Annotated in this window: 23 protein-coding genes; 16 read left to right on the top strand and 7 right to left on the bottom strand. The window is 71.3% G+C overall.

The features are described from left to right. Positions 1-174 precede the first annotated feature (174 nt). The 3 genes from ACIRPU_RS31775 (at position 175) to ACIRPU_RS31765 (ending at position 3,937) form a co-directional block, all read left to right on the top strand. Positions 175-1,557 (top strand): MFS transporter, encoded by a 1,383-nt coding sequence (locus tag ACIRPU_RS31775; RefSeq protein ID WP_403873415.1) that lies wholly within the window; start codon positions 175-177, stop codon positions 1,555-1,557. Beyond that, positions 1,554-2,966: an alpha/beta hydrolase family protein gene (locus ACIRPU_RS31770; protein ID WP_403873412.1), complete on the top strand. Its 1,413-nt coding sequence runs from the start codon at positions 1,554-1,556 to the stop codon at positions 2,964-2,966. Before ACIRPU_RS31775 ends, ACIRPU_RS31770 begins: the two co-directional genes overlap by 4 nt. Before the next feature lie 62 nt (positions 2,967-3,028). Further along, a complete protein-coding gene (locus ACIRPU_RS31765) occupies positions 3,029-3,937 on the top strand; it encodes a PaaX family transcriptional regulator C-terminal domain-containing protein (protein WP_403873408.1) in 909 nt (302 codons plus the stop codon). An 8-nt stretch (positions 3,938-3,945) separates the two neighbouring features. Here the strand turns inward: ACIRPU_RS31765 and ACIRPU_RS31760 are convergent, their stop codons facing one another. Next, on the bottom strand, positions 3,946-4,806 hold the full coding sequence (locus ACIRPU_RS31760; RefSeq protein WP_355704813.1) for an SAM-dependent methyltransferase: 861 nt from the start codon (positions 4,804-4,806) through the stop codon (positions 3,946-3,948). Between the two features lie 379 nt (positions 4,807-5,185). Continuing rightward, positions 5,186-5,623, bottom strand: coding sequence for a hypothetical protein (locus ACIRPU_RS31755; protein ID WP_020130078.1), 438 nt, complete (start codon positions 5,621-5,623; stop codon positions 5,186-5,188). Between the two features lie 562 nt (positions 5,624-6,185). Between ACIRPU_RS31755 and hemL the strand changes: the two genes are divergently transcribed. The 9 genes from hemL to ACIRPU_RS31710 all read left to right on the top strand — a co-directional run bounded on the left by hemL (position 6,186) and on the right by ACIRPU_RS31710 (position 15,725). Further along, the gene (gene hemL / locus ACIRPU_RS31750) at positions 6,186-7,505 is read left to right on the top strand and encodes a glutamate-1-semialdehyde 2,1-aminomutase (RefSeq protein ID WP_403873404.1); all 1,320 of its coding nucleotides are present in this window, start codon (positions 6,186-6,188) and stop codon (positions 7,503-7,505) included. Between the two features lie 110 nt (positions 7,506-7,615). After that, the gene (locus ACIRPU_RS31745) at positions 7,616-8,263 is read left to right on the top strand and encodes a histidine phosphatase family protein (RefSeq protein WP_403873562.1); all 648 of its coding nucleotides are present in this window, start codon (positions 7,616-7,618) and stop codon (positions 8,261-8,263) included. Between the two features lie 203 nt (positions 8,264-8,466). After that, complete coding sequence (locus ACIRPU_RS31740) at positions 8,467-9,765, top strand: hypothetical protein (RefSeq protein WP_403873559.1); 1,299 nt, start codon at positions 8,467-8,469, stop codon at positions 9,763-9,765. 66 nt (positions 9,766-9,831) lie between these two features. After that, positions 9,832-10,464: a TlpA family protein disulfide reductase gene (locus tag ACIRPU_RS31735; protein ID WP_385553837.1), complete on the top strand. Its 633-nt coding sequence runs from the start codon at positions 9,832-9,834 to the stop codon at positions 10,462-10,464. Position 10,465: 1 nt separating this feature from the next. Then, positions 10,466-11,236: a cytochrome c biogenesis protein CcdA gene (locus ACIRPU_RS31730; RefSeq protein WP_355704816.1), complete on the top strand. Its 771-nt coding sequence runs from the start codon at positions 10,466-10,468 to the stop codon at positions 11,234-11,236. A 3-nt stretch (positions 11,237-11,239) separates the two neighbouring features. Further along, a complete protein-coding gene (locus ACIRPU_RS31725; protein WP_403873399.1) occupies positions 11,240-12,976 on the top strand; it encodes a cytochrome c biogenesis protein ResB in 1,737 nt (578 codons plus the stop codon). Beyond that, positions 12,973-14,049, top strand: a complete 1,077-nt coding sequence (gene ccsB / locus ACIRPU_RS31720) for a c-type cytochrome biogenesis protein CcsB (RefSeq protein ID WP_403873395.1) — start codon at positions 12,973-12,975, stop codon at positions 14,047-14,049. The genes ACIRPU_RS31725 and ccsB overlap by 4 nt, the downstream gene beginning before the upstream one ends. A 114-nt stretch (positions 14,050-14,163) precedes the next feature. Next, positions 14,164-14,760 (top strand): RNA polymerase sigma factor, encoded by a 597-nt coding sequence (locus tag ACIRPU_RS31715; protein WP_403873556.1) that lies wholly within the window; start codon positions 14,164-14,166, stop codon positions 14,758-14,760. Further along, positions 14,757-15,725 carry a CU044_5270 family protein gene (locus ACIRPU_RS31710; protein ID WP_403873392.1) on the top strand — a complete coding sequence of 323 codons (969 nt, stop codon included), beginning with the start codon at positions 14,757-14,759 and terminating at the stop codon, positions 15,723-15,725. The genes ACIRPU_RS31715 and ACIRPU_RS31710 overlap by 4 nt, the downstream gene beginning before the upstream one ends. Positions 15,726-15,732: 7 nt before the next feature. Here the strand turns inward: ACIRPU_RS31710 and ACIRPU_RS31705 are convergent, their stop codons facing one another. The 4 genes from ACIRPU_RS31705 to ACIRPU_RS31690 all read right to left on the bottom strand — a co-directional run bounded on the left by ACIRPU_RS31705 (position 15,733) and on the right by ACIRPU_RS31690 (position 21,102). Further along, positions 15,733-17,286: a hypothetical protein gene (locus tag ACIRPU_RS31705; RefSeq protein WP_403873389.1), complete on the bottom strand. Its 1,554-nt coding sequence runs from the start codon at positions 17,284-17,286 to the stop codon at positions 15,733-15,735. Then, complete coding sequence (locus ACIRPU_RS31700) at positions 17,286-19,457, bottom strand: hypothetical protein (RefSeq protein WP_403873386.1); 2,172 nt, start codon at positions 19,455-19,457, stop codon at positions 17,286-17,288. The genes ACIRPU_RS31705 and ACIRPU_RS31700 overlap by 1 nt, the downstream gene beginning before the upstream one ends. Before the next feature lie 120 nt (positions 19,458-19,577). Further along, the gene (locus tag ACIRPU_RS31695) at positions 19,578-20,528 is read right to left on the bottom strand and encodes an isopenicillin N synthase family dioxygenase (protein ID WP_403873553.1); all 951 of its coding nucleotides are present in this window, start codon (positions 20,526-20,528) and stop codon (positions 19,578-19,580) included. Between the two features lie 115 nt (positions 20,529-20,643). Then, complete coding sequence (locus ACIRPU_RS31690; RefSeq protein WP_403873383.1) at positions 20,644-21,102, bottom strand: nucleoside deaminase; 459 nt, start codon at positions 21,100-21,102, stop codon at positions 20,644-20,646. A gap of 250 nt (positions 21,103-21,352) precedes the next feature. Here ACIRPU_RS31690 and ACIRPU_RS31685 point away from each other — a divergent pair, with 250 nt between their 5' ends. Then, the gene (locus ACIRPU_RS31685; protein WP_403873380.1) at positions 21,353-22,138 is read left to right on the top strand and encodes a CDP-alcohol phosphatidyltransferase family protein; all 786 of its coding nucleotides are present in this window, start codon (positions 21,353-21,355) and stop codon (positions 22,136-22,138) included. A 213-nt stretch (positions 22,139-22,351) separates the two neighbouring features. Then, positions 22,352-23,662, top strand: a complete 1,311-nt coding sequence (locus ACIRPU_RS31680) for a S8 family peptidase (protein WP_403873377.1) — start codon at positions 22,352-22,354, stop codon at positions 23,660-23,662. Between the two features lie 52 nt (positions 23,663-23,714). Here the strand turns inward: ACIRPU_RS31680 and ACIRPU_RS31675 are convergent, their stop codons facing one another. Further along, the gene (locus ACIRPU_RS31675; protein ID WP_403873374.1) at positions 23,715-24,128 is read right to left on the bottom strand and encodes a PLD nuclease N-terminal domain-containing protein; all 414 of its coding nucleotides are present in this window, start codon (positions 24,126-24,128) and stop codon (positions 23,715-23,717) included. A gap of 266 nt (positions 24,129-24,394) precedes the next feature. Between ACIRPU_RS31675 and ACIRPU_RS31670 the strand changes: the two genes are divergently transcribed. Next, a complete protein-coding gene (locus ACIRPU_RS31670) occupies positions 24,395-25,852 on the top strand; it encodes a menaquinone biosynthesis decarboxylase (RefSeq protein WP_403873371.1) in 1,458 nt (485 codons plus the stop codon). Continuing rightward, entirely contained in the window at positions 25,849-26,751 is a 903-nt protein-coding gene (gene mqnP / locus ACIRPU_RS31665) for a menaquinone biosynthesis prenyltransferase MqnP (protein ID WP_403873368.1), read from the top strand. The genes ACIRPU_RS31670 and mqnP overlap by 4 nt, the downstream gene beginning before the upstream one ends. The last annotated feature ends 35 nt before the right edge of the window (positions 26,752-26,786 follow it).

Below are 26,786 nucleotides of genomic sequence, written 5' to 3'. Positions count from 1 at the left end.
CCTACGACCCGTAAGGCCCCTGCGGCCCCTGGGACGACCCGGCCCGGGTCACCGTGCTCCGCTGGAGCCGGTGGCCCGCGCCATGGGTCGATGTTGTGCACTTTATTGACGGCGGTCACTTGAAGGCCTAACTTCACGGTCAGCTCCTCCTTCCCCCGGTCAAGGGAGACCGCGATGCCCCCGTCCCCGCTCGCATCACCGTCACCATCACCGTCCACGGTCACCGCCGCCGCCGAACGAACCCGGCAGCTGCGCCTCGTCGCCGCCTCCGGGCTGCTCGGCACCGCCGTGGAGTTCTACGACTTCCTCGTCTACGGAACCGTCGCCGCCCTTGTCTTCGGCGAGCTGTTCTTCCCCGGCGCCGATCCCGCCGTCGGCACCATCGCCGCGTTCGGCACCTTCGCCGCCGGCTATGTCGCCCGCCCGCTCGGCGGCGTCCTCTTCGGGCACTTCGGCGACCGGCTCGGCCGCAAGTCGATGCTGCTGCTCACCATGGGCCTGATGGGCGGCGCGAGTTTCCTCGTCGGGCTGCTGCCCACGTACGACACGATCGGCGTGTGGGCGCCGGTGCTGCTGATCACCCTGCGGGTCGTGCAGGGCATCGCCATCGGCGGTGAGTGGGGCGGCGCCACGCTCATGGTCGTCGAGCACGCGGGCGAGCGGCGTCGCGGACTGTGGTCCAGCTTCACGCAGATGGGGGCCCCGCTCGGCTCCCTGCTCTCCACCGCCGTCGTCGCGCTCGTCGTCACCCTCCCTGACGACGAGTTCGCGGCCTGGGGCTGGCGGGTGCCGTTCCTGCTGAGCGTGGTGCTGCTCGGCGTCGGGTTCTTCGTCCGCCTCAAGGTCGTCGAGAGCCCGCTCTTCGCCGAGGTGAAGAAGGACCGCGCCGAGTCGCGGCTGCCCATCCTCGACGTGCTGCGGCGACCGCGCCCGGTCCTGCTGGCCTGCTGCGTCGGCATCGGCGCCTTCACCGCCCAGTCGCTGCTCACCAGCTATCTGATCGCGTACGCCACCGGCATCGGCTACGCCCGACCGCAGGTGCTCACCGCGCTCACGGTGTCCGCCGCCGTCGCCCTCGTCGTGCTGCCCTGCGCCTCCGCGCTCTCCGACCGGGTCGGCCGCCGTCCGGTCGTCCTCGCCGGGGCGCTCGCCTCGGCGGCGCTGGCCTTCCCCGTCCTCGCGCTGGTCGACTCCGGGTCGCCCGGACTGCTGATCCTCGCGGTCGTCCTCGGCCACGGCATCGCCCAGTCCACGATGTACGGCCCGCTGGGCGCCCTGCTCACCGAGATGTTCGGCACCCGGGTCCGCTACACCGGCGCCTCCCTCGGCTACCAGGGCGCCACCCTGATCGGCGCCGGCTTCTCCCCGATGATCGCCGGCAGCCTGGTGGCGGGAAGCGACAGCAGCACCCCCGTCTCCCTGATGCTCTGCGGCGGCGCCGCCGTCACCGCCGTGGCCGTCCTCTTCGTCCGCGAGAGCAGTCGGACGTCCCTCGCCGACACCGCGGATCCCGCCGCACGCTCCGACGCCCCCCACACGCAGGAGATCTCCGCATGACGCCCCGCCACCCCCACACCCGCTCCCATTCCCACGCCCGTACGCGCACCGCCTGGGCGGCTGCCGTCCTGCTCGCCGTCACCGCCCTCCCGGCCTCGACGGCGGCTGCCGCGGCGGACACGAGCCATGTCGAGGGCCGGCTCCCCTCCGGCGCCACGTACCTGATGGACGTGCCCGCCGCCTGGAACGGAACCGTGCTGCTCTTCAGCCACGGTTACTCCTCCGGTCCCGCCAACCCCGCGCAGGACGCCCCGGACGAAGCCACGAAGACCCTCCTCCTCCAGAAGGGCTACGCGCTCGTCGGCTCCTCGTACGCCACCACGGGCTGGGCGGTGACGGACGCGGTCCCCGACCAGCTCGCCGCCCTCGCCGCCTTCACCGACCGCTTCGGCGCGGCCGGCCGGACGATCGCCTGGGGACGGTCGTACGGCGGGCTCGTCACCACGGCCATCGCCGAACGCCATCCGGACCGCATCGACGGCTCCGTCGCCCTGTGCGGCCTGGTCCAGGGCGGTGTCGCCAACTGGAACAACACCCTCGACCCCGCCTTCGCCGTCAAGACCCTCCTCGCGCCCGGCTCCGACGTCCCGTTGGTGGACCTCGCGGACCAGACGGCCGCCACCGACGCGGCGAACACCCTGACGGCCGCGGTCGACTCGGCGCAGACGACGGCCGCCGGCCGGGCCCGGATCGCCCTCGCCGCCGCCCTGCACAACATCCCGGTCTGGAACCAGCCGACGCAGCCCCGGCCCGCCGCGACCGACTGGGACGCGCAGCAGGCCAACCAGTACGACGCCGTCAAGGGGCTGCTGAAGATCGCCGCCTTCAACCGGCGGCAGGAGGCCGAGACCCGGGCCGGCGGCAACATGTCCTGGAACACCGGCGTCGACTACGCCAGGCTGCTCGGCCGCTCCTCCGTCCGCAAGGAGGTCACCGAGCTGTACCGGAAGGCCGGACTGTCCCTGACGGCCGACCTGGCCGCCCTGAACCGCGCGCCGCGCATCGCCGCCGACCCGGGCGCGGTGGCATGGATGAGCGCCACCAGCTCCTTCACCGGTGAGCTCACCAAGCCGCAGCTCTCCGTCCACACCGTCGGTGACGCCCTCGTCCCGGTCCAGACCGAGAGCGCCCTGCGCCGGGCCGTGACGGCCGCCGGGTCCTCGGCGCTGCTGCGGCAGGCGTACGTCGACAACGCGGGCCACTGCACCTTCAGCCCGGCCGAACAGCTCGCCGCCCTGCACACCCTGGAGGACCGCCTCACCACCGGCCACTGGCGGGGCACCGACCCGGCCGCCCTCAACGCCCGTGCCACGGCGGCCGATCCGACGACCCCGACCCGTTACGTCCCCTACCGCCCCACTCCCTATCTGCGCCCGTACGACCTCGCCCACCCGGCCGACCTGCGGTGATCCCGTACGACCGCCCGCCGCCCGCACCGCACCCGCCGGCGGGCGGTCGTACCCTTTCCCCCGTGGAGGACGACGACATCCCGGACACCATGCCGCACGACACACCGCACGGCCTGCCGGACGACCTGCCGGACGACCTGCCGGACGCCTCGGACGGCGGCGCCCCGCAGCTGCGCCCGCAGTCGCTCATGCTCGCCTTCTTCGGCAACCACGTGCTGGAGGAGGGCGACCTGTGCGTCTACTCGGGCAGCATCATCGACGTCCTCGGCCGGGTCGGCGTCGGTGAACAGGCCGTACGGTCCACGCTGACCCGCATGGTCGGCCGGGGCCTGCTGCGGCGGCAGCGCGAGGGCCGCAAGATGTACTTCGGCCTCACCGAGCAGGCGACGCGCGTCCTGTGGGACGGCCGCACCCGCATCTGGCGCGAGGGCGCGGTCAACGACGACTGGGACGGCGACTGGACGCTGCTCGGTTTCTCGCTCCCCGAGTCCCGCCAGCGCGAGCGCCACGACCTGCGCTCACGGCTCGCCTGGTCCGGGTTCGGCGCGCTGTACAGCGGGCTGTGGATCGCGCCGGGGAAGGTCGACGTCGCCGCCGTCGTCGCCGAACTCGGTCTGACCGCCCACGTCAAGATCTTCCACGCCTCGGCCGACGAGGCCATCGACATCGGTCTCATGATCCGGGACACCTGGGACCTGGAGAGCATCGCCGCCCGCTATGTCTCCTTCGACAAGCGCTGGACCGCCCACCTGAACGCGGGCCCGGGCGAGGACCCGATCGGCACCCGTCTGCGGCTGGTCAGCGAATGGCTCTGGACGATCCGCACGGACCCCCGGCTCCCGGCCCGCCATCTGCCCCCGGACTGGCCGGCTCGCCCCGCCCAGGACACCTTCCGCCGGGTGGCGGAGGGGACCGCGAGCCCCGCCCACCACCTGGCCCGCACCCTGCTGGAGACGACCCCCCTGCGCTGAGCGGCCGTTCAGCCGTTCTTGCGGGCCACTCCGCCGTAGATGCCGATCGGTGGGGTGCCGTGCTTCGGGGGCTCCTCGGGGCGCCAGTCCGGGACCGGGACCAGGCCCGGATCGAGGAGGGTGAAGTCGCCGAAGAGGTCCAGGACCCGGGCGTGGGGGCGCAGGTTCAGGGAGGCGCTGGCCTTGTTGTAGACGGAGGCCGCGTCCTCGCGCCGGTCCTCGTGGACGTCGCCCGTGGCGTGCGACAGGACGAGGTAGGAGCCGGCGGGCAGCGCGTCGCGCAGTGTCGCGACGACGGCGTCCGGGTCGTCCGCGTCGGCGAGGAAGTGCACGACGGCCACCAGCAGCAGCGCCACCGGCTCGTCGAAGTCGATGATCTTGCGGACGTCGGGGTGGTCGAGGACGGCGCGGGGATCCCGCAGGTCGGCCAGGACGACCGAGGTGTGGGCGTCGGCCTCCGGGTCGTCCGCGTCGGCCATGAGGGCCATCGAGTGGGTGCTGACGATCGGGTCGTTGTCGACGTACGCGACCCGGGTCCCGGGGGCTATGGAGTGCGCGATCTGGTGCACGTTGGGCTCGGTGGGCAGGCCCGTGCCGATGTCGAGGATCTGCCGGACGCCGCCCTCCGCGACGACGTGCCGGACGGCGCGGTGCATGAAGTGCCGGTTGGCGCGGACCCCCTCCCGCACCTCCGGCGCCGCCTTGATGAACTGCTCGGCGGCATCCCGGTCGACCTCGTAGTTGTCCTTGCCGCCGAGGAAGTAGTCGTACATCCGGGCCGGGTGGGGCTTGCTCGTGTCTATCTTCAAGAAGGGGCTGCCGGTGCCGCCGCTACCGGCGTCACTGCTGCCGCTGAGGGGAGAGGTCATGCTGCCTGGCTCCGTCCTGGACTCGCGTCCCACCACCGGATGAACCGCCGTGAGTGACTGTCGGATCATCATTCACCATGCGGGGCCGCTCGAGGACCAGCCCCGTCCCCGCGGCGGTCGACACGTTCCGTGAACCCGAACGACCGGGCCCACGACGGGAGTTCCCGTCCGGCCCGGCCTGATCCACTTCGACCCGTGTCCGATCCGCCGGCCCTACGGCGAGGCGTCGACGTCTTCGCCTTCCGGCCCACCGACGACCGGGTGGCGGCCGTTCGCCGCGTCGGCGATGTCCCCCTCGGCACCCGACGGAGTCAGCGTGCCGCGCCCACGGAAAAGGGCGAGGTCCGAGGACCTCGCCCGCCATCGGTGAGACGTCGGCTCACGGCCAGACCAGGCAGTACGGCTGATGCCCCGCCTCGTGCAGGCGGTGCGAGAAGTCCTGCCACTCGTGCAGCAGCTGGTACACGTTGAACGCGTCCCGGGGGCCGCCCCGGTCCGGGACCGTCGACCAGATGAAGGCCGCCGCGCCCACCGCTTCCTCGCCTATGTCCCGCAGCGGGTCCACGACCGTCATGGGGAGCTTCACCACGGCGTAGTCGGGATGGAGGACGACCAGTTCCAGCGGGGGCACCTTGCTGAGCGGGACGCCTTCGATGCCGGTCAGCACCATCGCGGCCATCGTCTCCGGCTTGATCTTGGTGAACATGCCGTTCATGCCGAGCTCGTCGCCGCCGAGCTCCTCGGGGCGCATCGAGATCGGGACGCGGGCCGCGGTCGCGCCGTCGGGCGCGCCGAAGTACTTGTACGTCACCCCCACCCGACCACCATTCCTGCTCCCCGCCCGGAGGGGATCGATCCGCTGGTCGACCCGCCGGTCGATCTGCTCGAACCGCTCGATCTGGTCGATTCGGTCGATCTGACCGATCCGGTCGCTCCGCTCGGGCTCACTCGGTACACCTTGTGCCTGTGTCTGACGTGCGTCGTTGGCTTCCTCCGCGTCGCGCCGGTGCTTCCCCCGCCGGGCACGTCGAGGACCCAGGTCGTCAGTCCCCTCGCCCAGTCCGCCACCGCGATGCATATCTCCACCCGACTGCTTTTCTAGGACGCGTGGCCCCCGCCGCGCAACCCGATCATCGTGTCAGTGACCTCCCCCACGGCCGCCCGCCGAAACGTGCGTTGAAACACCTGTCCGCAGGATCTTCGCAGCCACTGGACACACGGTCTGTGTGAGCTACGTCCAGCAGGGCCGTTCCGACTCAGTTTCGCAGATGGTGGAGCGGATGACGGCCCCGCCGGCCCCGGCCGCCGCTGGCCTACCCTGGGAGGTCACTGACAACCGGAGTCCAGCAAGTCGGAGAAGGTCGGAGAAGTCGCAGGTCATGAGCGAACTGCCCTATTCATACGATGCGCCTGTATCGCAGGCGCTGTTCGACCGTGCGTCCGCCGTCACACCGGGGGGTGTGAACTCGCCGGTGCGCGCGTTCCGTGCCGTGGGCGGCACGCCCCGGTTCATGGTGTCCGGCACCGGCCCGTATCTGACGGACGCCGACGGCCGGGAGTACGTCGACCTCGTCTGTTCCTGGGGGCCCATGATCCTCGGGCATTCGCACCCCGAGGTGATCGCCGCCGTGCGGGAGGCCGTCTCGCGCGGTACCTCCTTCGGCACGCCCGGTGAGGGCGAGGTCGCGCTCGCCGAGGAGATGGTCGCCCGCATCGAGCCCCTCCAGGAGGTGCGGCTCGTCTCCAGCGGCACCGAGGCCACCATGTCGGCCATCCGGCTGGCCCGCGGGTTCACCCGGCGCACCAAGGTGATCAAGTTCGCCGGCTGCTACCACGGGCACGTCGACTCGCTCCTCGCGGCGGCCGGCTCCGGGGTCGCGACCTTCGCGCTCCCCGACACCCCCGGCGTCACCGGCGCCCAGGCCGGCGACACCATCGTCCTGCCGTACAACGACCTCGAGGCCGTGCAGGAGGCCTTCCACCGGCACCCCGGCGAGATCGCCTGTCTGATCACCGAGGCCTCGCCGGGCAACATGGGGGTCGTGCCGCCGCTCCCCGGCTTCAACCAGGGACTCAAGGACGCCTGCCAGAACAACGGCGCGCTCTTCATCTCCGACGAGGTCATGACCGGGTTCCGGACCAGCCGGGCCGGTTGGTACGGGATCGACGGCGTGCGGCCCGACCTGATGACCTTCGGGAAGGTCATGGGCGGCGGCTTCCCCGCGGCGGCCTTCGGCGGGCGGGCGGACGTCATGGCGCACCTCGCCCCCGCCGGGCCCGTCTACCAGGCCGGCACCCTCTCCGGGAACCCGGTGGCGACCGCGGCCGGGCTCGCCCAGCTCCGGCTCCTCGACGACGCTGCCTACGCCAGGATCGACGACGTCTCCACCCGGATCCAGTCCCTGGTGTCGGAGGCGCTGACCAAGGAGGGGGTCGCGCACACGCTCCAGAGCGCCTCCAACATGTTCTCCGTCTTCTTCACGGACCGGCCGGTCCGCGACTACGAGGACGCCAAGGCGCAGGAGTCGTTCCGCTTCACCGCCTTCTTCCACTCGCTGCTGGCGAACGGCGTCTACCTGCCGCCGTCGTCCTTCGAGTCCTGGTTCGTGTCCACGGCCCACGACGACCAGGCCGTCCAGAGAATCGCCGGCGCCCTCCCGGCGGCGGCCCGAGCGGCTGCGGAGGCCACAGCGGCATGACCACCCCGGAAAACGCCCCCGAGAACGCGCCCGACCAGGCCTTCGAGGACGCCCTCGAGGACGCCCTCCAGAACACCTCGGGCCACAAGGACCTCACCGTCGTCCACCTCATGCGGCACGGTGAGGTCGACAACCCCGACGGGGTCCTCTACGGCCGTCTCGACGGCTACCACCTGTCCGAGCTGGGCCGGCAGATGGCCGACCGGGTCGCCGAGCACCTCGCCTCCCGTGACGTCACCCACGTCGTCGCCTCCCCGCTGGAGCGGGCGCAGGAGACGGCGACGCCGATCGCCAAGGTGCACGGGCTGGACCTGGCCACCGACCCGCGGCTGCTGGAGGCGGAGAACGTCTTCCAGGGCAAGACCTTCGGCGTGGGGGACGGGGCGCTGCGCCGGCCCGAGAACTGGAAGCACCTCGTCAACCCGTTCAAGCCGTCCTGGGGCGAGCCGTACGTCGACCAGGTGGTCCGGATGATGGGCGCGCTGGACGCGGCGAAGGACGCGGCGCGCGGGCACGAGGCGGTGCTGGTCAGTCATCAGCTGCCGATCTGGATCGTGCGGTCCTACGTCGAGCGGCGGCGGCTGTGGCACGACCCGCGCAAGCGGCAGTGCACGCTCGCCTCGCTGACGAGCTTCACGTACCAGGGCGACAGGATCGTGTCCGTCGGCTACAGCGAACCCGCCATCGACCTGGTGCCCGCCCATCTCCGGGCCGGCGCCAAGCCGGTGCAGGGGAAGGGCAAGGCCTTCGGGGCGTAGGCCCACCGCTCGGCCGGCTTCGGCCGTGGAGTCCGCCCACCGGATCTCACGGCCCGGATCTCACGGCCCGGATCTCCCGGCACCGGATTCCGTGGCTGGAATAAGCCCCTCTGTTACGGAATCCGGAACTATCGGCGGAACCTCCTCGTTCGTCACGTCCTCTGAATGGGTGACCATCGGAAAATGTGACGAACGGGGTTGCCATGCGCGCCATCACCCGAAGGGGAGCACTCGGACTCGGCGCCGGGGCCGCCGCCGCTGCCGGGCTCGTGGGGTGCGGCAGCCTCACGAACTCGGACGGGCCCAGCACCCCCGGCGGTTCCAGCGGCTCCGGCAAGCCCTCCGGCAGCGCCGCTCCGAAGGTCACCGCCCGCCCCCTCGGCGACGGCTCCACCTCCTTCACCGGCAAGCAGCCCCACCAGCCGGCCAAGCCCGTGCCGCTCCAGCCCGGCGAGGAGCCGCCGCAGTTCGTCGTCTTCTCCTGGGACGGGGCCGGCGAGGTCGGCAACGGACTCTTCACGCGCTTCCTGGACCTCGCCAAGGAACACGGCGCGGGCATGACCTTCTTCCTCTCCGGGCTGTACCTGCTGCCCGAGTCGAAGAAGCGGCTCTACGACCCGCCGAACAACCCGCGCGGCGCCTCCGACATCGGCTACCTCACCGACGAGCACGTCAGGATGACGCTCGACGGCGTCCGCCGGGCCTGGCTCGAGGGGCACGAGATAGGCACCCACTTCAACGGGCACTTCTGCTCCGGGCACGGGACCGTCGGCAACTGGACGCCCCAGCAGTGGCGCAGCGAGATAGACCAGGCGAAGTCGTTCGTGAAGGAGTGGCGGACCAACACCGGCTGGAGCGACCTGCCCGCGCTGCCCTTCGACTACGACAAGGAACTCGTCGGCGGCCGGACGCCCTGTCTGCTCGGCCAGGACAACCTGCTGCCCACCGCCCGTGCCCTCGGCTGGCGCTACGATGCCTCCTCGCCGGGCGGGCGTCAGGTGTGGCCGACGAAGAAGGACGGGATCTGGGATCTGCCGTTGCAGCAGGTACCTTTCCCCGGGCGCGGTTTCGAGGTCCTCTCGATGGACTACAACATGCTCGCCAACCAGTCGGTCAACTCGACCAAGGCGCCCAGCCACAACTACCCGGGCTGGCGGCAGCAGTCCTCGCAGGCGTACATACAGGGATTCAAGCGGGCATTCGAGACGAACCGCGCGCCCTTCTTCGTCGGCAACCACTTCGAGCAGTGGAACGGCGGCATCTACATGGACGCCGTCGAGGAGGCCTTCAAGCACATCGCGCGCGAGAAGGAGAAGGGCGCGGACGTACGGCTGGTCTCCTTCCGGCAGTTCGTCGACTGGATCGACGTCCAGAAGCCGGAGGTCCTCGAGAAGCTGCGCACCCTCGACGTCGGGCAGCAGCCGGCCGGCGGCTGGAAGACCTTCCTGGGCGCGAGCACCCCCTCCGCGTCCGCCACGGGTACCGCCGCCAACGCCGCCTGAAATGGCGTTTTCTCCCCGCAAGGGGGGCGCGCAAGATCCCCGGAACGGGCATGCGAAACTTTTCACATGAGTGCCGCCAGCCGCGCCCCCCTGTGCTCGACCAGCCGGAACCGCTCGCGCCGTGCCGCCCTGACCACGGCCGCCGGCGGAGCCGTCGCCGCACTGCTGCTCTCCGCCTGCACCTCCGGAGGCACCGCCGGAGGAGGCGGTGACACCAACTTCGTGATGGGCAAGGACGGCATCTCCACCGCGAAGAAGGGGTCGCGCGCCGCGGCCCCCGACCTCTCCGGCAAGACCGTCGCCGGAGAACAGCTCGACGTCGCCGCCTACAAGGGCAAGGTCGTCGTCCTCAACGTGTGGGGCTCCTGGTGCGCCCCGTGCCGTGCCGAGGCGCCCAACTTCCAGAAGGTCTACACGGACCTCAAGGGCCAGGGCGTGCAGTTCGTCGGCATCAACACCCTCGACACCAGCAACGACAACGCCCTCGCCTTCGAGAAGCAGCAGGGCATCACCTACCCCAGCCTGTCCGACCCGAAGGGCAAGCTGCTGCTGCGCTTCAAGAAGGGCACGCTCAGCCTCCAGGCCATCCCCTCCACGCTGGTCATCGACAGGGAGGGCAAGATCGCCGCCCGGTCGCTGGCCGCGCTCAGCGAGGACAGGCTGCGCAAGATGATCGCGCCCGTCCTCGCGGAGAAGTGACGTGAGCGCGGTCACCACGCTCGCCACGACGGGTTACAACGACACCGTGCTCAACGGCGCGTTGCTGGCCGCGCTGCCGATCGCGCTGCTCGGCGGGCTCGTCTCCTTCTTCTCGCCGTGCGTCCTGCCGCTCGTCCCCGGCTATCTGTCCTACGTCACCGGAGTCGCCGGCACCGACCTGGCCGAGGCCCGTCGCGGGCGGATGGTCGCCGGCGCCTCCCTCTTCGTCCTCGGCTTCACCGCCGTGTTCGTCTCCAGCGGGGCCCTGTTCGGCTACTTCGGCGAGAACCTCCAGGCCAACCAGGACGTCCTGTCCAAGGTGCTGGGCGGGCTCATGATCCTCATGGGCGTCTTCTTCATGGGGCTGATGCCCTGGATGACCCAGCGGGAGTTCCGCCTGCACAAGAGGCCCGTCGCCGGGCTGGCCGGCGCCCCGCTGCTCGGCGCGCTGTTCGGCATCGGCTGGACCCCGTGCATCGGCCCGACCCTCGCCTCCGTGATCGCCCTCTCCTCCCAGCAGGGAAGCGCGGGCCGCGGTGCCATACTGACCGTCGCCTACTGCCTCGGCCTCGGTGTGCCCTTCGTGCTCGCCGCGGTCGCCTTCCGCAAGGCGCTCGGCGCCTTCGGCTGGGTCAAGCGCCACTACGCCTGGGTGATGCGGATCGGCGGCACGATGATGATCGTGACCGGCCTGCTGCTGCTGACCGGTGCGTGGGACCGCCTCGTGCAGGACATCCAGTCCTGGTCCGCCGGCTTCACTGTGGGGATCTGATTCATGAGCAAGAGCACCGTCGGCTCCGCCCCCGGCGAGACCCCGGCCGCCACGGACGAGCAGGATCTCGGCGCCGCCGGCTCCCAGCTGTCCACCGCGCCCGTGGACACGCTGGCCAGTGGGCCCGCCCTGGGGCTCATCGGCTGGGTCCGCTGGTTCTGGCGGCAGCTCACCTCCATGCGGGTCGCGCTGCTGCTGCTCCTGCTGCTGGCCCTCGGCGCGATCCCCGGTTCGCTGATCCCGCAGTCCGGCACCGACGCGACCAAGGTCGCCGACTTCCGTCAGGCCCATGGGACGCTCGCACCGGTCTACGACCGGCTCGGCCTCTTCCACGTCTACAGCTCGGTGTGGTTCTCCGCGATCTACATCCTGCTGTTCGTCTCCCTCGTCGGCTGCATCGTGCCCCGCACCTGGCAGTTCGTCGGTCAGCTGCGCAGCCGCCCGCCGGGTGCGCCGAAGCGGCTGACCCGGCTGCCCGCGTACACGACCTGGCGCACCGACGCGGAGCCGGAACAGGTCCGCGAGGCCGCGCTCACCCTGCTGAGGAAGCGTCGCTTCCGCGCCCACCTCGCCGGGGACGCCGTCGCCGGGGAGAAGGGCTACCTCCGCGAGGTGGGCAACCTCTCCTTCCACATCGCGCTGATCGTGATGCTGGTCGCCTTCGCCTGCGGCCAGCTCTACAAGTCCGAGGGGAACAAGCTGGTCGTCGAGGGCGACGGCTTCTCCAACACCCTCACCCAGTACAACGACTTCAAGTCCGGCAACCTCTTCAGCACCGACGACCTGAACCCGTTCAGCTTCACCCTGGACAAGTTCACCGGCACCTACGAGACCTCGGGTCCCAACACGGGCACCGCGCGCACCTTCCAGTCCGCCATCACCTACAGCGTGGGCGCCTACGGCAAGGACAAGAAGGCCGTCGTCAAGGTCAACCACCCGCTGGAGATCGACGACTCGAAGATCTACCTCACCGCCCACGGCTACGCGCCCGTCATCACCGTCCGCGACGGCAAGGGCAACGTCGTCTACCGCGACGCGGTGCCGCTGCTGCCGCTCGACTCCAACATCACCTCCAGCGGTGTGATCAAGGTCCTCGACGGCTACCGGGACGCCAAGGGCGTCGACGAGCAGCTGGGCATCTCGGCCTTCTTCCTGCCGACGTACACCAAGGGCAGTGAGGCGGCCTCGACGTTCCCGTCGCTGCGCAACCCGGTGCTGAACCTGGCGCCGTACCACGGCGACCTCGGCGTCAACTCGGGCATCCCGCAGAGCGTGTACCAGCTCGACAAGGCGCACATGAAGGAGTTCAAGGACTCCAAGGGCGCTCAGCTGCGGGAGAACCTGAAGCCCGGCGAGACCATGACCCTCCCCAACGGCGCCGGCTCGGTGACCTACGAGGGCACCAAGGAGTGGGCGAACTTCCAGATCACCCAGCAGCCCGCGAGCGGCTGGGCGCTCGGCGGGGCCATCGCCGCGATCTTCGGCCTGGCCGGCTCCCTGTTCCTCCAGCGCCGCCGGGTCTGGGTGCGCGCGGTGAAGGGCGACGACGGGGTGACGGTGGTCGAGATGGGCGGGCTCGGCCGCAGCGAGTCGGCCAAGGTGCCCGAGGAACTCGGCGACCTCGCCGGGATCCTGTACGACCAGACTCCCGCGGCCCCGGACCCCGACACCCCCGAATCGTCCGTATCCCCCGCATCCCCCGAACCCGAAGTCGTACCTGCCGAAGGGGCTGGGAAGTGACTCTCGCCGCCGCCACCAACGAAAACCTCGCGAGCATCAGCAACACGCTGATCTACTCCGCGATGGCCGTCTACACCCTGGCCTTCTTCGCGTACATCGCCGAGTGGCTCCTCGGCAGCCGCAGCAAGGTCGGCCGTACCGCCGCCGCGCTCACCGCCACGTCCGCGGCCGGGGGCCCGGCCGTCACCGTCAAGAAGAACGGCGGCACAGCCGTCCTGGAGCGGCCGCAGGTCGTGGTGCGCTCCGCGGCCGGTGCGCGCGACGTGCCCGACGGGCCCGGCGCGCACGGCGGCGACGAGCAGGGCGACATGTACGGCCGGATCGCCGTCTCCCTCACCGTGCTCGCGTTCCTGGTGGAGCTGGGCGGCGTGATCGCCCGCGCGGCCTCGGTGGAGCGGGCGCCGTGGGGCAACATGTACGAGTTCAACATCACCTTCTCCACGGTGGCCGTCGGCGTCTATCTCACGCTGCTGGCGCTGCGGAAGAACGTGCGCTGGCTCGGCCTGTTCCTGATCACGACGGTCCTCCTCGACCTCGGCATCGCCGTCACCGTCCTCTACACCGCCAGCGACCAGCTCGTTCCCGCGCTGCACTCGTACTGGCTGTACATCCACGTCTCGACGGCGATCCTGTGCGGCGCGGTGTTCTACGTCGGGGCGGTCGCCACGATCCTGTACCTGTTCAAGGACTCCTACGAGAACAAGCTGGCGACCGGCGGCAAGCCCGGCAAGTTCGCCAACTCGGTCCTGGACCGGCTGCCCGCCTCGGCCTCGCTCGACAAGTTCGCCTACCGCGTCAACGCGGCCGTCTTCCCGCTGTGGACGTTCACGATCATCGCGGGCGCGATCTGGGCGGGCGACGCCTGGGGCCGCTACTGGGGCTGGGACCCCAAGGAGACCTGGGCCTTCATCACCTGGGTCGCCTACGCCTGCTACCTGCACGCCCGCGCCACGGCCGGCTGGAAGGGCCGCAAGGCCGCCTACCTGGCCCTGATCGCGTTCGGCTGCTGGCTGTTCAACTACTACGGCGTCAACATCTTCGTCTCCGGAAAGCACTCGTACGCGGGCGTCTGAGGCGTAAGCCGTCCACGCCGAAGGCCGGTTCCCGTGACCTGAGTCACGGGAACCGGCCTTTGTCGTACGGACAGACAGAAGGGTGTGGATACGACTCCGAGCAGTACGAGCACTCTGCGGAAACGCATCCGTGCGGGGGACCACGAGGCCTTCGGTGAGCTCTTCGACTCCTACGCGCGCTCCGTCTACAACCACGCCTACCGGCTCACGGGGGAGTGGACGGTCGCCGAGGAGGTCGTCTCGCTGACCTTCCTGGACGCCTGGCGGCTGCGCGAGAGGCTCGACGAGGACGGCGGCTCCCCGCGCCCCTGGCTGCTCGGCATCGCCACCAACGTCACCCGCAACTTCCGCCGCGCGGCCCGAAGACACGCCGCCGCGGTGGCGCGGCTGCCGCGCGAGGAAGCGGTGCGGGACTTCGCCGACGAGGTGGCGGACCGGGTGGACGACGCCGTGCGACTGGCCGCCGTGCGCACCGCGCTGACGAGGCTGCGGCGCGCCGAACGCGAGGTGCTGGCGCTGTGCGTGTGGTCGGGCCTCGGATACGAGGCGGCGGCCGAAGCGCTGGGGGTGCCCGTGGGCACCGTGCGATCACGGCTCTCGCGGGCGCGGGCAAAGCTCGCGAAACGCAGGGAACAGCCCGCCGTGCGCGGACAGATGAGAGGTGACGACCGCACCTCGGCGGTCGGGCCCATCAGGGAGGGGAACCGATGAACCAGCTGCCGGAACAGGACCTTCCGCCGGGCCGTCACCGACTTCTCAAGGAGCACTTGATGACCGAGATCCGGCACCCCGACGAAGCCGTCGCGAAACCGCGGAAGCGGTGGGTGCGACCCGCGCTCACGGCGGCCGCCGTGGCGACCGTCGCAGCCGTCACGTTCACCGTGCTGCCGTCGTCCGGCGGCGCCGACGCGGGACCGCGTATCACGTCGGCGGCCGCCCTGTTGGAGGACGTCGCGCTGGCGGCGGAGCATCAGCACGGGTACGGCAGGATCCGCGACGACCAGTTCGTCTATGTCGACATCGAGAAGACCTTCTTCGAGACCGGGCCGGACGGGAAGGCGGTCTCCGTGCCCCTGTACCGCAAGGAGAGCTGGGTCTCCGTGGACGGCACCCGCAAGACCCTGGTGCGCGACGGGAGGGACGGCAGCGAGTTGAGCAATCCCCCCGCGCCGCGGGGACAGGAGATCTACGCCGACTTCATCAGCTACGACTTCCTGAGGTCCCTGCCCGCCGACCCGGACGCGATGTACGACTATTTGGTCGAAACGCCCCCTCGGCTCCTCCAATTCGCCTGGATCGACATCCCGGTGTTGGGGTTCGGCGACGAGTACGACACGCACCAGACCGTGCTGCAGCTGACCGGAAGACTGCTGAACGGCTCGATCGTGCCGCCGGCGCAGAGCGCCGCGCTCTACCGGGCCGTCGCCCGCATCCCCGGCGTTACGGTGATCAAGGACTCGGTCGATGCCCGAGGGAGGCACGGCGTCGGGATCACGCGCACGGATACCAAGCTGCCCGTCCGCCTCGAGTGGACCTTCGACAAGAAGACGTACGAACTTCTCGGGCAGCGGTCGACCCTCACCCGGGACTACAGGGGACTGAAGAAGGGGACCGTGATCAGCGACACCGCCGTGCAGCGCCGCGCCGTCGTCGACAAGGCGGGCGAGCGGCCGTAGGACCCCTTCAGGACGGCGGCAGGCACTCCTCGGTCGGGGGTTTTCCCTCCGGCCAGGCGATGCGGACGAAGCGGGAGCCGCCGTCGGCGTGGAGTTCGACGATCGGCACGGCCTTGTCGTACGGATTGCCGTGCACGTCCAGGCAGATCCAGCCGCTCGCCCCGCTCACCCGCAGCGAGCCCTTGACCTGCGGCCACTGGAGGCCGACGTCCGTGAGGGGCGGGACGGTGCCGCCGTCGGGCGTGGCCTCGCGGATGCCGTGCACGGCCAGCGTCAGCGCGTCGAAACCGATGATCAGCTGGCCGTCCTCCAGAGCGACCTCGCCGATCGGGCCGACCGGTTCACGGGCGCTGCGGGCGAGGAGGTCGGTCAGGACCTTCGCGTCCGCCGCCGAACCGCCCGGCCCCGCGGGCGCCTTCGCCCAGGCGTCCGGGTGGGCGAGCGCGGTGTAGCGGACGGCGAGGTTGTGGGTGAGGGCGGTGCGGTCCAGCTTCTTGTCGCCGGACAGGTACGAGCCCTCGTCGCCCGTCAGCACCGTGAACTTCCGGTTCTGGCAGCCACGCGTGCCGAGCGCGTTGACGAACTGCCGCAACTGGGTGTGCCGGCCCGCGAACAGGATCGTGTCGGTCCCCGCGGAGGTGTCGCACACCAGGTGGGTGATCTGCCGGAAGGTGTTCGCCGTCGTCCCCTCCTGGGTGCGGTCGGCGGGCGGGGTGAACGGCTGCGGCTCGTAGGGCGAACCCTTCAGCAGCGCGGCGAACGACGTCTGGAGCGTCCGCGTGTACGGGTCGCCGGGCTTGTCGTACACCAGCAGGGCCCGGCCCGCGTCGACCTTGGCGAACGAGGCCAGGGCGCGCGCCTCGTCCGTGTTGGTGGGGGAGACCCGGGCCAGGCCGGGGAAGGGGTCCTTGCCGTTCTGCCCGTTGGCGAGGTTGTCGGCGGTGATGGAGGCGCCGACCACCGGGATGCCCCGCCGGGTCAGTTCCGCGACGGCCTCCTTGTTGTTGTCGGTGCTCTGGCCGACTCCGGTGACCGCGCGCAGCCGGTCGGCGCCCTTCGCCATCCGCTCCAGCCGGTCGACCATCGCCTCCCAGTGGCCGCTGGTGGCCCCCGGGTTGGCGAGCACCAGGCGGATCGCCGGAGCCTGTCCGTTGGAGGTGTGGTTGGCCTGCCACTGGGCCAGGTAGGCGCCCTGCACCTCGTGCTGGATGTCGCTGAGCGTCGAGGGGGTGGAGGCGGTGTACGGCAGCATCAGCGCGACCGTCACGTAACTCCCCGCCTTGAGCCGGTCGTTCTCCCGGTCGATCGCCGCCACCGCGTCCCGCAGTTGGGGATGCCCGAAGTCGTACGCGCCCGTGGCCACGCCCACGCACTCGTCGCTGCCGACGGGCCGGGCCACTCCGGGCGCGCAGGACCGGTCCTCATGGGTGACCGTCCGCACGGCGAACACCAGCCCGGTCAGCACGGCGGCCGTGACCAGCAGTGCCAGATAGCGGTAGAGGCGGATCTCCCAGACCTCCCGCAGCCACCGCACCAGCGGGCTTCTGACTCCGTCGGTCATCACGTCACCCCGTTCCCGTCGCCCGGTCCGTGCCCGCCGTCCGTGTCGCCGTCGTCGTCCTCGTCCGGGGTGCGCAGCGGGCGGCCCGCGAGGGCGTCCCGGGGCCAGGCCTGGGAGGTCGCGAACAGCAGCGCGCCCCCGGCGGGCCGCTGGTCGGACAGCTGGAGCAGCTCGAACTCCAGCCGCCCGCACACCCGTGGATCCGGCAGCACCAGCGGGTCGGACACCTGCCAGACCGCGTGCAGCAGTCGCCGTATCCGTAGATGCAGGGCTCGGTCGACGCCCTCGGGCGGCTCCTCGGCGGCGTCCGTGCGGCCCAGCGCGATCGCCGAGCGCCGGTCCTCGTGCCGGTCCGTGTCGCGGCCCTCGGTGTCGTGCGCGTGGAAATAGGGCGCGGTGCCCAGCAGCCGGAGTGTGAGCAGCCAGGTGCGGGTGGCGAGGACCGGGAACGTGTCGCGCAGGTGGGCGACCGCGCCGGCCGTGTCCCCCAGGGCGAGTTCGTGGTAGAGGCGGAAGGCGTCCACCCCGGGGCCCGGGGTCCGCAAGCCGAGGCCCGTCGCGAAGTGGGCGGTCATCGTCTCGTGCGTCTCGCGCCACTTGGCGTGGTCGGCCTGCTGGTGGTGGAGGCGGAGCAGCAGCAGGGTGCGCAGGAAGGGGTCACCGACGAAGTGCCCGGCGTCGTCCGGGACGCCCTCCTCGGCCAGCCGGATCCGCAGCGCCCGTACGCCCGACGAGCCGAAGTCGTCCGGAAGGTGGGTCTGTGCGAGGACCGCGGCGGAGTCGTGGCCGTGGGCGGCCGCGAGGACCGTCAGCTCGTCGAGCCGGTCGGCCGGGACCAGGCGGGCCAGTAACTCGGCGTACGCGGGCCGGCCGTCGTCGGCCTGGCCCTCCTCCAGCTTGACCTTCGCGGTGAGCAGCCGCCCCAACGAGACCGCCTGGTCGGGGTGTTGCCGGGCGGCGGTCGCGAGCAGCACGATGCCGAGCGGGTTGCCGCCGGTCAGCCGGTGGGTGGCGTGCGGGAACCGGGGCGGCAGCTCGGTGTCGTCGCAGACCGCGCCGACCATGTGCAGGGTGTCGTCGGGGGACAGCGGCGGCAACGGTACGAGCAGTGCGCGCGAGGAGGGCGAACTGCCCGGCGCCCAGTCCGTGGCCCGCGCGACCTCCGGCAGTTCACGGCGTACGGCGTCCCCGAGCGCCGGATGGCCCGTGCCGCGTACCGTCGCCACCCACACCACCTGGTCGGCGACCCCGTCGGCCCGGTCCCGCAGGACGGCGTCCAGCAGCCCGGGACCCGGACCACTACGCGCGTTGTCGAGCAGGACGAGCGGCCTGCCCAGCCGGGTCAGATGCGAGCCGAGCCCCGAGTAGGCCTCGGCCAGATCGGCGAGCAGCGCCCGCACCAGCCAGCGCTCGGCGTGCTCGCGCGAGGTGCCGCCGGCCCGGAAGTTCCCGGCGAGCAGCAGCAGTCCCCGCTTGGCGTTGCCGCCCGCGTTCGGATAGGAGCGGTACCAGGTGGCCGGCTTCTGCTCCTTGCGGTGCGTGACGCCCTCGGAGAGCGCCTCCAGGGTGGCCTCGACGGTCGCCGCGACGAACGGGCCGCCGCCGCTCGCCGCCGCGATCACCTTCGACGCGACCTTGGCCGCCCACCGTCCGGCCAGGCTGAACCGGGAGGCGCGCTCGTTCAGCAGCAGGATCCGCACCAGCTCGCGCCGGATGCGGTCGGAGTCGGTCCGGCCGCTCCAGTCGCTGGCCCGGACCGCGACCAGCCCGGCCGTCAGCCGCGGGAAGGTGAGCTGCCCGGCCGCCCGCACCGGCTCGGTGAGCTGCTCGGCGACCACCAGCAGTGCCTGCCACACGGGCGACCAGGACTCGGGGCTCTCCTCGTGCGGCGGCCGCGCGAACTGCTCGTCCTCGCAGTCGATCAACGCGACCGGGGTACGTCTGCGGGCCTCGCCCCTGCGGGTGTGTTCCGTGTAGGCGTCCCACAGCTCGGCGAGCACCGCGCTCTTGCCCAGACCCCGGCCGCCCGCCAGCACCAGCAGGGGCGGCCCGGCGGGGTGTTCGGGCTTCTCCGCGTGGAGCTCGTAGGGACGGATCCCCACGAGCCGCGGTACGAGACCGGCGGGCTCGACGTCGAACAGCGCGCCCCGCCCGTACAACCGTCCGTGCACCGCGCACCTCCCCCAGGGCTCGGTTCCCAACGCAAGGGTAAGGAGAGGGAGTTGGTAAGTGCCAGATCGCCTGGTGTCCGTTGGGTCACGAAACTTTTGGACGTGAGCGGAACGGGTCCGTCATTCCACCGTGATCGAGTCGAGTTTCTCCCGCAGATACACATGCGAGTCGACCGCCTCGTACGCCACCCGGCCGACGGGCGCCGGGAGGGACTCCACGATCGTCCCCGGGGTGCACTCGCCGAAGTAGACGAGGGACATGAGTTCCTCGGTGGGCGCGTCGGCCGGGGGCGGCAGCACGCGGTGCCGGCCCGAGCGCCACCGGTCGCCGGTCCAACGGGCCATCAGGTCACCGATGTTGACGGTGAGGGCGGCCGGGTCGAAGGGCGCGTCCGCCCAGCCGCCCTCGTCCGTCCAGACCTGGAGCCCGCCCTTGCCGGCCTGCCGGTCGAGGAGGGTGACGGTGCCGAAGTCGGTGTGCGGGCCGATCCGGAACTGGCCCGGCTGCGGCTCCCCGACCACCTCCGTCCCCGGATACCAGTTGATGTTGAAACCGTAGGTGGGGTGGTCCATGTGCCGGGAGAAGAAGTCCGGTTCCAGGCCGAGGGCCTCCCCGAGCAGGGAGAGCAGCCGCTTCTCCAGTTCACCCATCCGGGTCAGGTACTCCTCGCACAGCCCCTGGAGTTCCGGTACCTCCGCGGGCCACACGTTCGGCGCGTACCACTGCGCGTTGACCACCGGGTCGTCGAACGGCTCGTGCGTGGCGAAGGTCAGGGACTCCTTCAGGTCCGGCGGGGTCGGGGTCCCCTCCGAGTACCCGTTGGCCTCCGCGCCCGGCCCCAGCCAGCCGCGCCCGCCGACCTTCGCGCCGTACGCCTGCTTGACGTCGGCGGGCAGCACGAAGAACGCGCGGGCGGCCGCCCGGATGCGGTCGCGCAGGGCGGGGTCGACCCCGTGCCCGGTGACCAGCAGGAACCCGGCGGTCCGCAGGGCGTCGTCGACGGTGCGGGCGATCGAGGCGCGGGTCTCGGGGGTGCCGTCCAGCCAGGGCCCGAGGTCGATGGTCGGGATACGAGAGGTGGGAGTGGTGGAGGAGGCGCGGGAGGCGGAAGTAGGGGAAGTAGGGGGAGTGGCGGGAGTCGCAGGAGTGGCGGGGGAGATGGGGGCGGTGTGGTCGGGCTGGGGGCTACTCACCGATGTCCTCGTTCCAGAGAGCCGGGTTCCGCTCGATGAAGTCGCGCATCAGGGCGATGCACTCGGAGTCGTCGAGGAGCACGATCTCGACGCCGTGCTCCGCCAGCCAGTCATGCCCGCCGTGGAAGGTGCTCGCCTCGCCGACGACCACCCGGGAGATGCCGAACTGGCGGACCAGTCCCGAGCAGTACCAGCAGGGGGACAGGGTGGTCACCATCGTCGTGCCGCGGTACGAGCGCTGCCGTCCCGCCGCGCGGAAGGCGGCCGTCTCCGCGTGCGTCGAGGGGTCGCCGTCCTGGACGCGCCGGTTGTGGCCGCGGCCCAGCAGGGTGCCGTCCGGGCCGTACAGCGCGGCCCCGATCGGGATGCCTCCCTCGGCGAGACCGGCCCGCGCCTCTTCGACGGCGGTGGCGAGCCACGACCGTGCCGTCGCGTGGTCCACCTGATCCATGAGGTCCTCCTCGACGAGCCGCGTGCCTTCACCCCGATCCGTTCCCGGAGGAGTCCGCGCTGACGCGGACGCTCACGCGATCGTGTGGCCGGACCGGCGCGAGGTGACCCGGCCCGAGGCGGTGAGCGGGTCGGGACACCGCACCCAACCGTGCCAAAATCCCCCAGGAAATGTCCGGCGGCGGGTCAAGTAACCTGTGCCGATCACCGCCGCAGGCGCGGCAGTTGAGCCCCGGGCGGAAGGAAAGTTCATGGTTGCTGCTCCTGTTCTGGAGGAGCTGCGGGAGGTCTGCCAGCCGCAGGCCAAGCTCGCCAGTCGCAACGGCGAGCACTGGGCGGGGCGCCTCTACATGCGCCGCGTCTCGCTGCGGTTCACCCGCCAGCTGGTGCGCACCCGGGTCACCCCGGACCAGCTGACCTGGACGATGGTGGTGTGCGGGGTGCTGTCCGGCGCCGCGCTGCTCGTCCCCGGCCTCGCCGGGGCCGTGCTCGCCGCGCTCCTCATGCAGTTGTTCCTGCTCTTCGACTGCGTGGACGGCGAGGTCGCCCGCTGGAAGGGACAGAACAGCGCGACCGGCATCTACGTCGACCGGCTCGGCGCCTATCTGGCCGACGCGGCGCTCATGATCGGCTTCGGCTTCCGGGCCGCCGAGTCCGGCCTCGGCGGCTGGGCGGGCTTCAACGGCTGGGTGTCGCTGGGTCTCGCGACCGCGCTCGGCGTGGTGCTGCTGAAGGCCTCGACCGACCTGGTGGACGTGGCCCGCGCCCGGCGCGGACTCGCCGTCGCCGACGACGAGGCCACCGCGCCCCGTTCCCAGGGCGTGGCCTCACTGCGCCGCCTCGCCGCCGCCTTCAAGATCCACCGGGTCACCAACGGCATCGAGGCCTCCCTGGTCCTGCTGGCCGTGGCCGCCCTGGACGCGGCGACCGGCGGCGTCGGGCCGACCCGCGGGGCGCTGGCGGCCATCGCCGCGATCACCTGGGTGATGGTCCCGGCCCACCTGCTGTCGATCCTGTCGTCGTCCCGGCTGCGGTGACGCGGGCGAGGTGACCGTGGAGGGCGGATGCCGGAGCGCCGAGCCCGCTCGGCCGGGCAGGTGATTTCCCGACCGGCCCGGACGATCCCGGGTGCGTCGCCCAGGGGGAACATGTGACCGCTCCTATTGTCCTACCTTGTCGATCTTCGCTTCGGTGCGTGCAGGGTGGAGGACCAGGTGGCAAGAGTCGGGAAGATTCCGCTCCGTAGCGCTGTGATCACTTGTGCCGCGCTGTCGGCCCTCACGGCCGCCGCGCTCGTCCCCGGCTCCGCGCAGGCCGCCGAGCCCGCTCCGACGGAGCGGTGGCTCGTGCAGCTGAAGGACACGGTCACCGATCCGGGCAAGGTCGCCGAGGAGCAGACGAAGGGGCAGGCGGCGGACGGCAGGAGCCGGCTGCGCCATGTGTTCGACGCCACCGTGGACGGGGCGGCCCTCAAGGGCTACGCCCTGGAGGCGACCGCGGACCAGATCGAGGCCATCCGCGCCGACCCGCAGGTCGCCTCGGTCGAACCCGACCAGCAGGTGTCCGTGCCCGAGCCCGCCGACGGCTCGTCGGTGCGGGCGCCGCGCCAGCGGGCGGGCCGGCCGGGCGAGGGCGGTGTCGCGTACCAGGGCGATCCGCTGCTCGCCGAACAGTGGGGTCTGTTCCGGATCGGCGCCGTGGCGGGCCCCGACCGGGAGTTCCGGGTGCCCGCCGCCGCCCGGGTCGGGGTGGCGGTGCTGGACACCGGCGTGGACGCCGGTCATCCGGACCTGCGGGTCGCCGGGAACGCCAACTTCAGCACCTCTCCCGGCGCGGACGACTTCTACGGCCACGGGACGCACGTCGCGGGCATCGTCCAGGCGCTCAACAACGGGATCGGCGGGGAGGGCACCGCCCCCGGCACCCGGCTGTGGAACGTCAAGGTCCTGGGGGACAGCGGTTCAGGGCTCTTCTCCGATCTCATCGCGGGCCTGAACTGGGTCGCCCAGAACGCGAAGGCGAAGAACATCAGGGTCGCCAACCTGAGTCTGGGAACCTCGGTGGACAGCCCGCTGGTGCACCAGGCCGTCCGGCTGGCCACCCAGGCGGGCGTCGCCGTGGTGGCCTCCGCGGGCAACGCCGGTACGACCGCGCCGAACTATCCGGCGGCCTACCCGGAGGCGATCAGCGTCGCCGCCACCACCGTGTTCGACCGGCGGGCGCCCTTCTCCAGCCACGGAGCCTCGTGGGTGGACATCGCGGCCCCGGGCGCCGACATCCTCTCCACTCTCCCCACCCGCGTCACACCCCTGGGCGAGGACCACGGCTTCCTCTCCGGTACGAGCATGGCCGCGCCCTTCGTGACCGGCTCCGCCGCGCTGTGCCTGACCTCCGGCCACTGCCAGGGGAACGCCCGCGACATCCTGCGCACGCTCGGCCGGGACGCCCGGCCCATCGCCGGCACCGGCTCGGACTACCGGTACGGACTCGTCCAGGTCGGCTGCTACTGGCAGAACGCTCCCAAGTGCTCGCCGAGGTCCGGCGAACACGACGCGGCCTAATAAGGGTCTGTCACCGCGTCTCTTCGAGACCGCAGGGCGGCGTCGGCTCGTCTCAGCTCTGTGGGGGCTGGGGGTCCTCGCCGGACTCGCGGCGCTTGAGCTCCTCCTCGCGGCGGCGCAGGTCGGCCTCCCAGTCCTTGAGGAGAGCCTCGTCGTCCTTCTTGCCCTCTTCCTTGTTCTCCTTGAGGGACTTCAGGAACTCGGGGTTGTCGTCCGGCGCGACCCACTCGGCGCGTCGGCCGCGGGGCGACTGGGCCGCGGTGCCGCCGCCCACGGGCGCGCGCCGCGCCTTGCCCGCCACCAGCCAGGCGATCGGACCGACGAGCACCTCGCCGAAGAGCAGGATGATGATGACCCAGATCACCTTCGGCAGCCCCCGCACCTCCTCCTCGGGGGTGTTGAGGCAGTCGATGAAGGCGTAGATCCACAGCGCCAGTACCAGCAGGAACGGCAGATACCTGAGCATGGTGGCGGGTTCCCCCAGGAGATGGTGACGGGGCGCGGAACGGCCCTGGTGACCGGGCCAGGGTAGCGGGTGGCGGAGATCGTTCCCTCGCGGGCGGGCCGAGCGGATGAACCGGGCGCGAAGGCCGATCGCGAGGGCCGATCGGGAGGGCCGATCGCGAGGGTCGGCGGCGCGGGCCGGCGGTGCGGGGCGTGCCGCGCGGCGGTGCGGGGGCGTAGTGCGGGGCGCGCGTCGGCGCCGGAAGGGCCTCGGCGATACTGGGACGCATGGCTTACGACGATCTTCGTTCCCTGCTCAGGGCACTGGAACGCGAAGGCGACCTCAAGCGCGTCAAGGCTGAGGTCGATCCGTATCTGGAAGTCGGGGAGATCGTCGACCGGGTCCAGAAGTCCGGTGGCCCCGCGCTGCTCTTCGAGAACGTGAAGGGGTCGACCATGCCCCTCGCGATGAACGTGTTCGGCACCGACCGGCGGCTCCTGAAGGCCCTAGGCCTCAAGTCGTACGCCGACATCAGCGAGAAGATCGGCGGCCTGCTGCGCCCCGAGCTCCCGCACGGCTTCGTCGGCGTCCGCGAGGCGTTCGGCAAGCTCGGCGCGATGACGCACGTCCCGCCGAAGAAGGTGAAGCCCCAGGACGCGCCCGTCCAGGAGGTGGTCCTGCACGGCGACGACGTCGACCTCGACGCCCTGCCCGCCCTCTTCACCTGGCCGCAGGACGGCGGCTCCTTCTTCAACCTGGGCCTGACGCACACCAAGGACCCGGAGAGCGGGATCCGCAACCTCGGCCTGTACCGCCTCCAGCGCCACGACAAGCGCACGATCGGCATGCACTGGCAGATCCACAAGGACAGCCGCAACCACTACCAGGTCGCGGCCCGCAAGGGCGAGAAGCTGCCCGTCGCGATCGCCTTCGGCTGCCCGCCCGCCGTGACGTACGCCTCCACCGCCCCGCTCCCCGGCGACATCGACGAGTACCTCTTCGCCGGTTTCATCGCGGGCAAGCGGATCGAGATGGTCGACTGCAAGACGGTGCCGCTCCAGGTGCCGGCGCAGGCGGAGGTCGTGATCGAGGGCTGGCTGGAGCCGGGCGAGATGCTGCCGGAGGGCCCGTTCGGCGACCACACCGGCTTCTACACCCCGCAGGAGCCGTTCCCGGCCCTGAGGATCGACTGCGTGACGATGCGCAAGCGGCCGCTGCTCCAGTCGATCGTGGTCGGCAGGCCGCCGACGGAGGACGGCCCCCTGGGCCGCGCCACGGAACGCTTCTTCCTCCCGCTGCTGAAGATCATCGTCCCGGACATCGTGGACTACCACCTGCCCGAGGCCGGCGGCTTCCACAACTGCGCGATCGTCTCGATCGACAAGAAGTACCCCAAGCACGCGCAGAAGGTCATGCACGCGGTCTGGGGCGCCCACATGATGTCCCTGACCAAGCTGATCGTCGTCGTCGACGCGGACTGCGACGTCCACGACCTGCACGAGGTCGCCTGGCGGGCGCTCGGCAACACCGACTACGCCCGCGACCTGTCCGTCGTCGAAGGCCCCGTCGACCATCTCGACCACGCCTCGTACCAGCAGTTCTGGGGTGGCAAGGCGGGCATCGACGCGACGCGCAAGTGGCCCGAGGAGGGGTACACGCGGGACGGCGGCTGGCCGGAGATGGTGCTGTCCGACCCGGATACGGCGGCGAAGGTCGACCGCCGCTGGAAGGAGTACGGCCTGTGAGTTCCGCTTCCGCAGCGCTTCCGCAGCCAGGGCGCACCAAGGCCTTCCTGCGGCTGGTGATGATCGAGCACTCGGTCTTCGCGCTGCCCTTCGCCTACATCGCCGCGCTGACCGCCATGTTCCGGATGGACGGGAACATCCACTGGGGCAGGCTGCTGCTGGTCACCGTCTGCATGGTGGGCCTGCGCACCTTCGCGATGGCGGTCAACCGGATCATCGACCGCGAGATCGACGCCCGTAACCCCCGCACGGCGCACCGCGAGCTGGTGACGGGCGCGATGTCGGTGCGGCACGCCTGGACCGGCGCCCTGATCGCCCTGGTGATCTTCCTGGGCGCGGCGGCCCTGCTGAACCCGCTCTGCCTGGCCCTGGCCCCCCTCGCGGTGATCCCGATGGTGGTGTACCCGTACGGCAAACGCTTCACGAACTTCCCGCAGGCCATCCTCGGCCTGGCGCAGGCGATGGGCCCGATCGGCGGCTGGCTGGCGATCACCGGTGAGTGGTCCTGGGACGCGGTGATCCTGGGCCTGGCGGTGGGCGTCTGGATCGGCGGCTTCGACCTGATCTACGCCTGTCAGGACGTCGAGACGGACCGCGAGGTCGGCGTCATGTCGGTGCCGGCCCGCTTCGGCATCCCGGCGGCGATCTGGGGCGCGCGCGTCTGTCACACGATCACGACGGCCCTGTTCGTCTGGTACGCCGTGGCCACGGACGCCGGCGCCTTCTTCTGGCTCGGTCTGGTGATCGTCGCGGGTGCCTTCGTCTACGAGCACACCATCGTGCGGCCGCATGACCTGACCCGTCTGAACAGGGCGTTCTTCTCGACGAACGGGTTCATCGGGATCAGCCTGTTCGGGTGCGCGCTGATCGACCTGCTGGTGCGGGGCCTCACGGTCTAGGGGCCCGTCCGGGTGAACGGGCGGGCGGAGGGAGC

The sequence above is a fragment of the Streptomyces sp. NPDC102259 genome (assembly GCF_044766465.1).
Classification (GTDB): domain Bacteria; phylum Actinomycetota; class Actinomycetes; order Streptomycetales; family Streptomycetaceae; genus Streptomyces.
The sequence above is the reverse complement of the archived record's forward strand: the minus strand, read 5'-3'. Positions and strand labels throughout refer to the sequence as shown.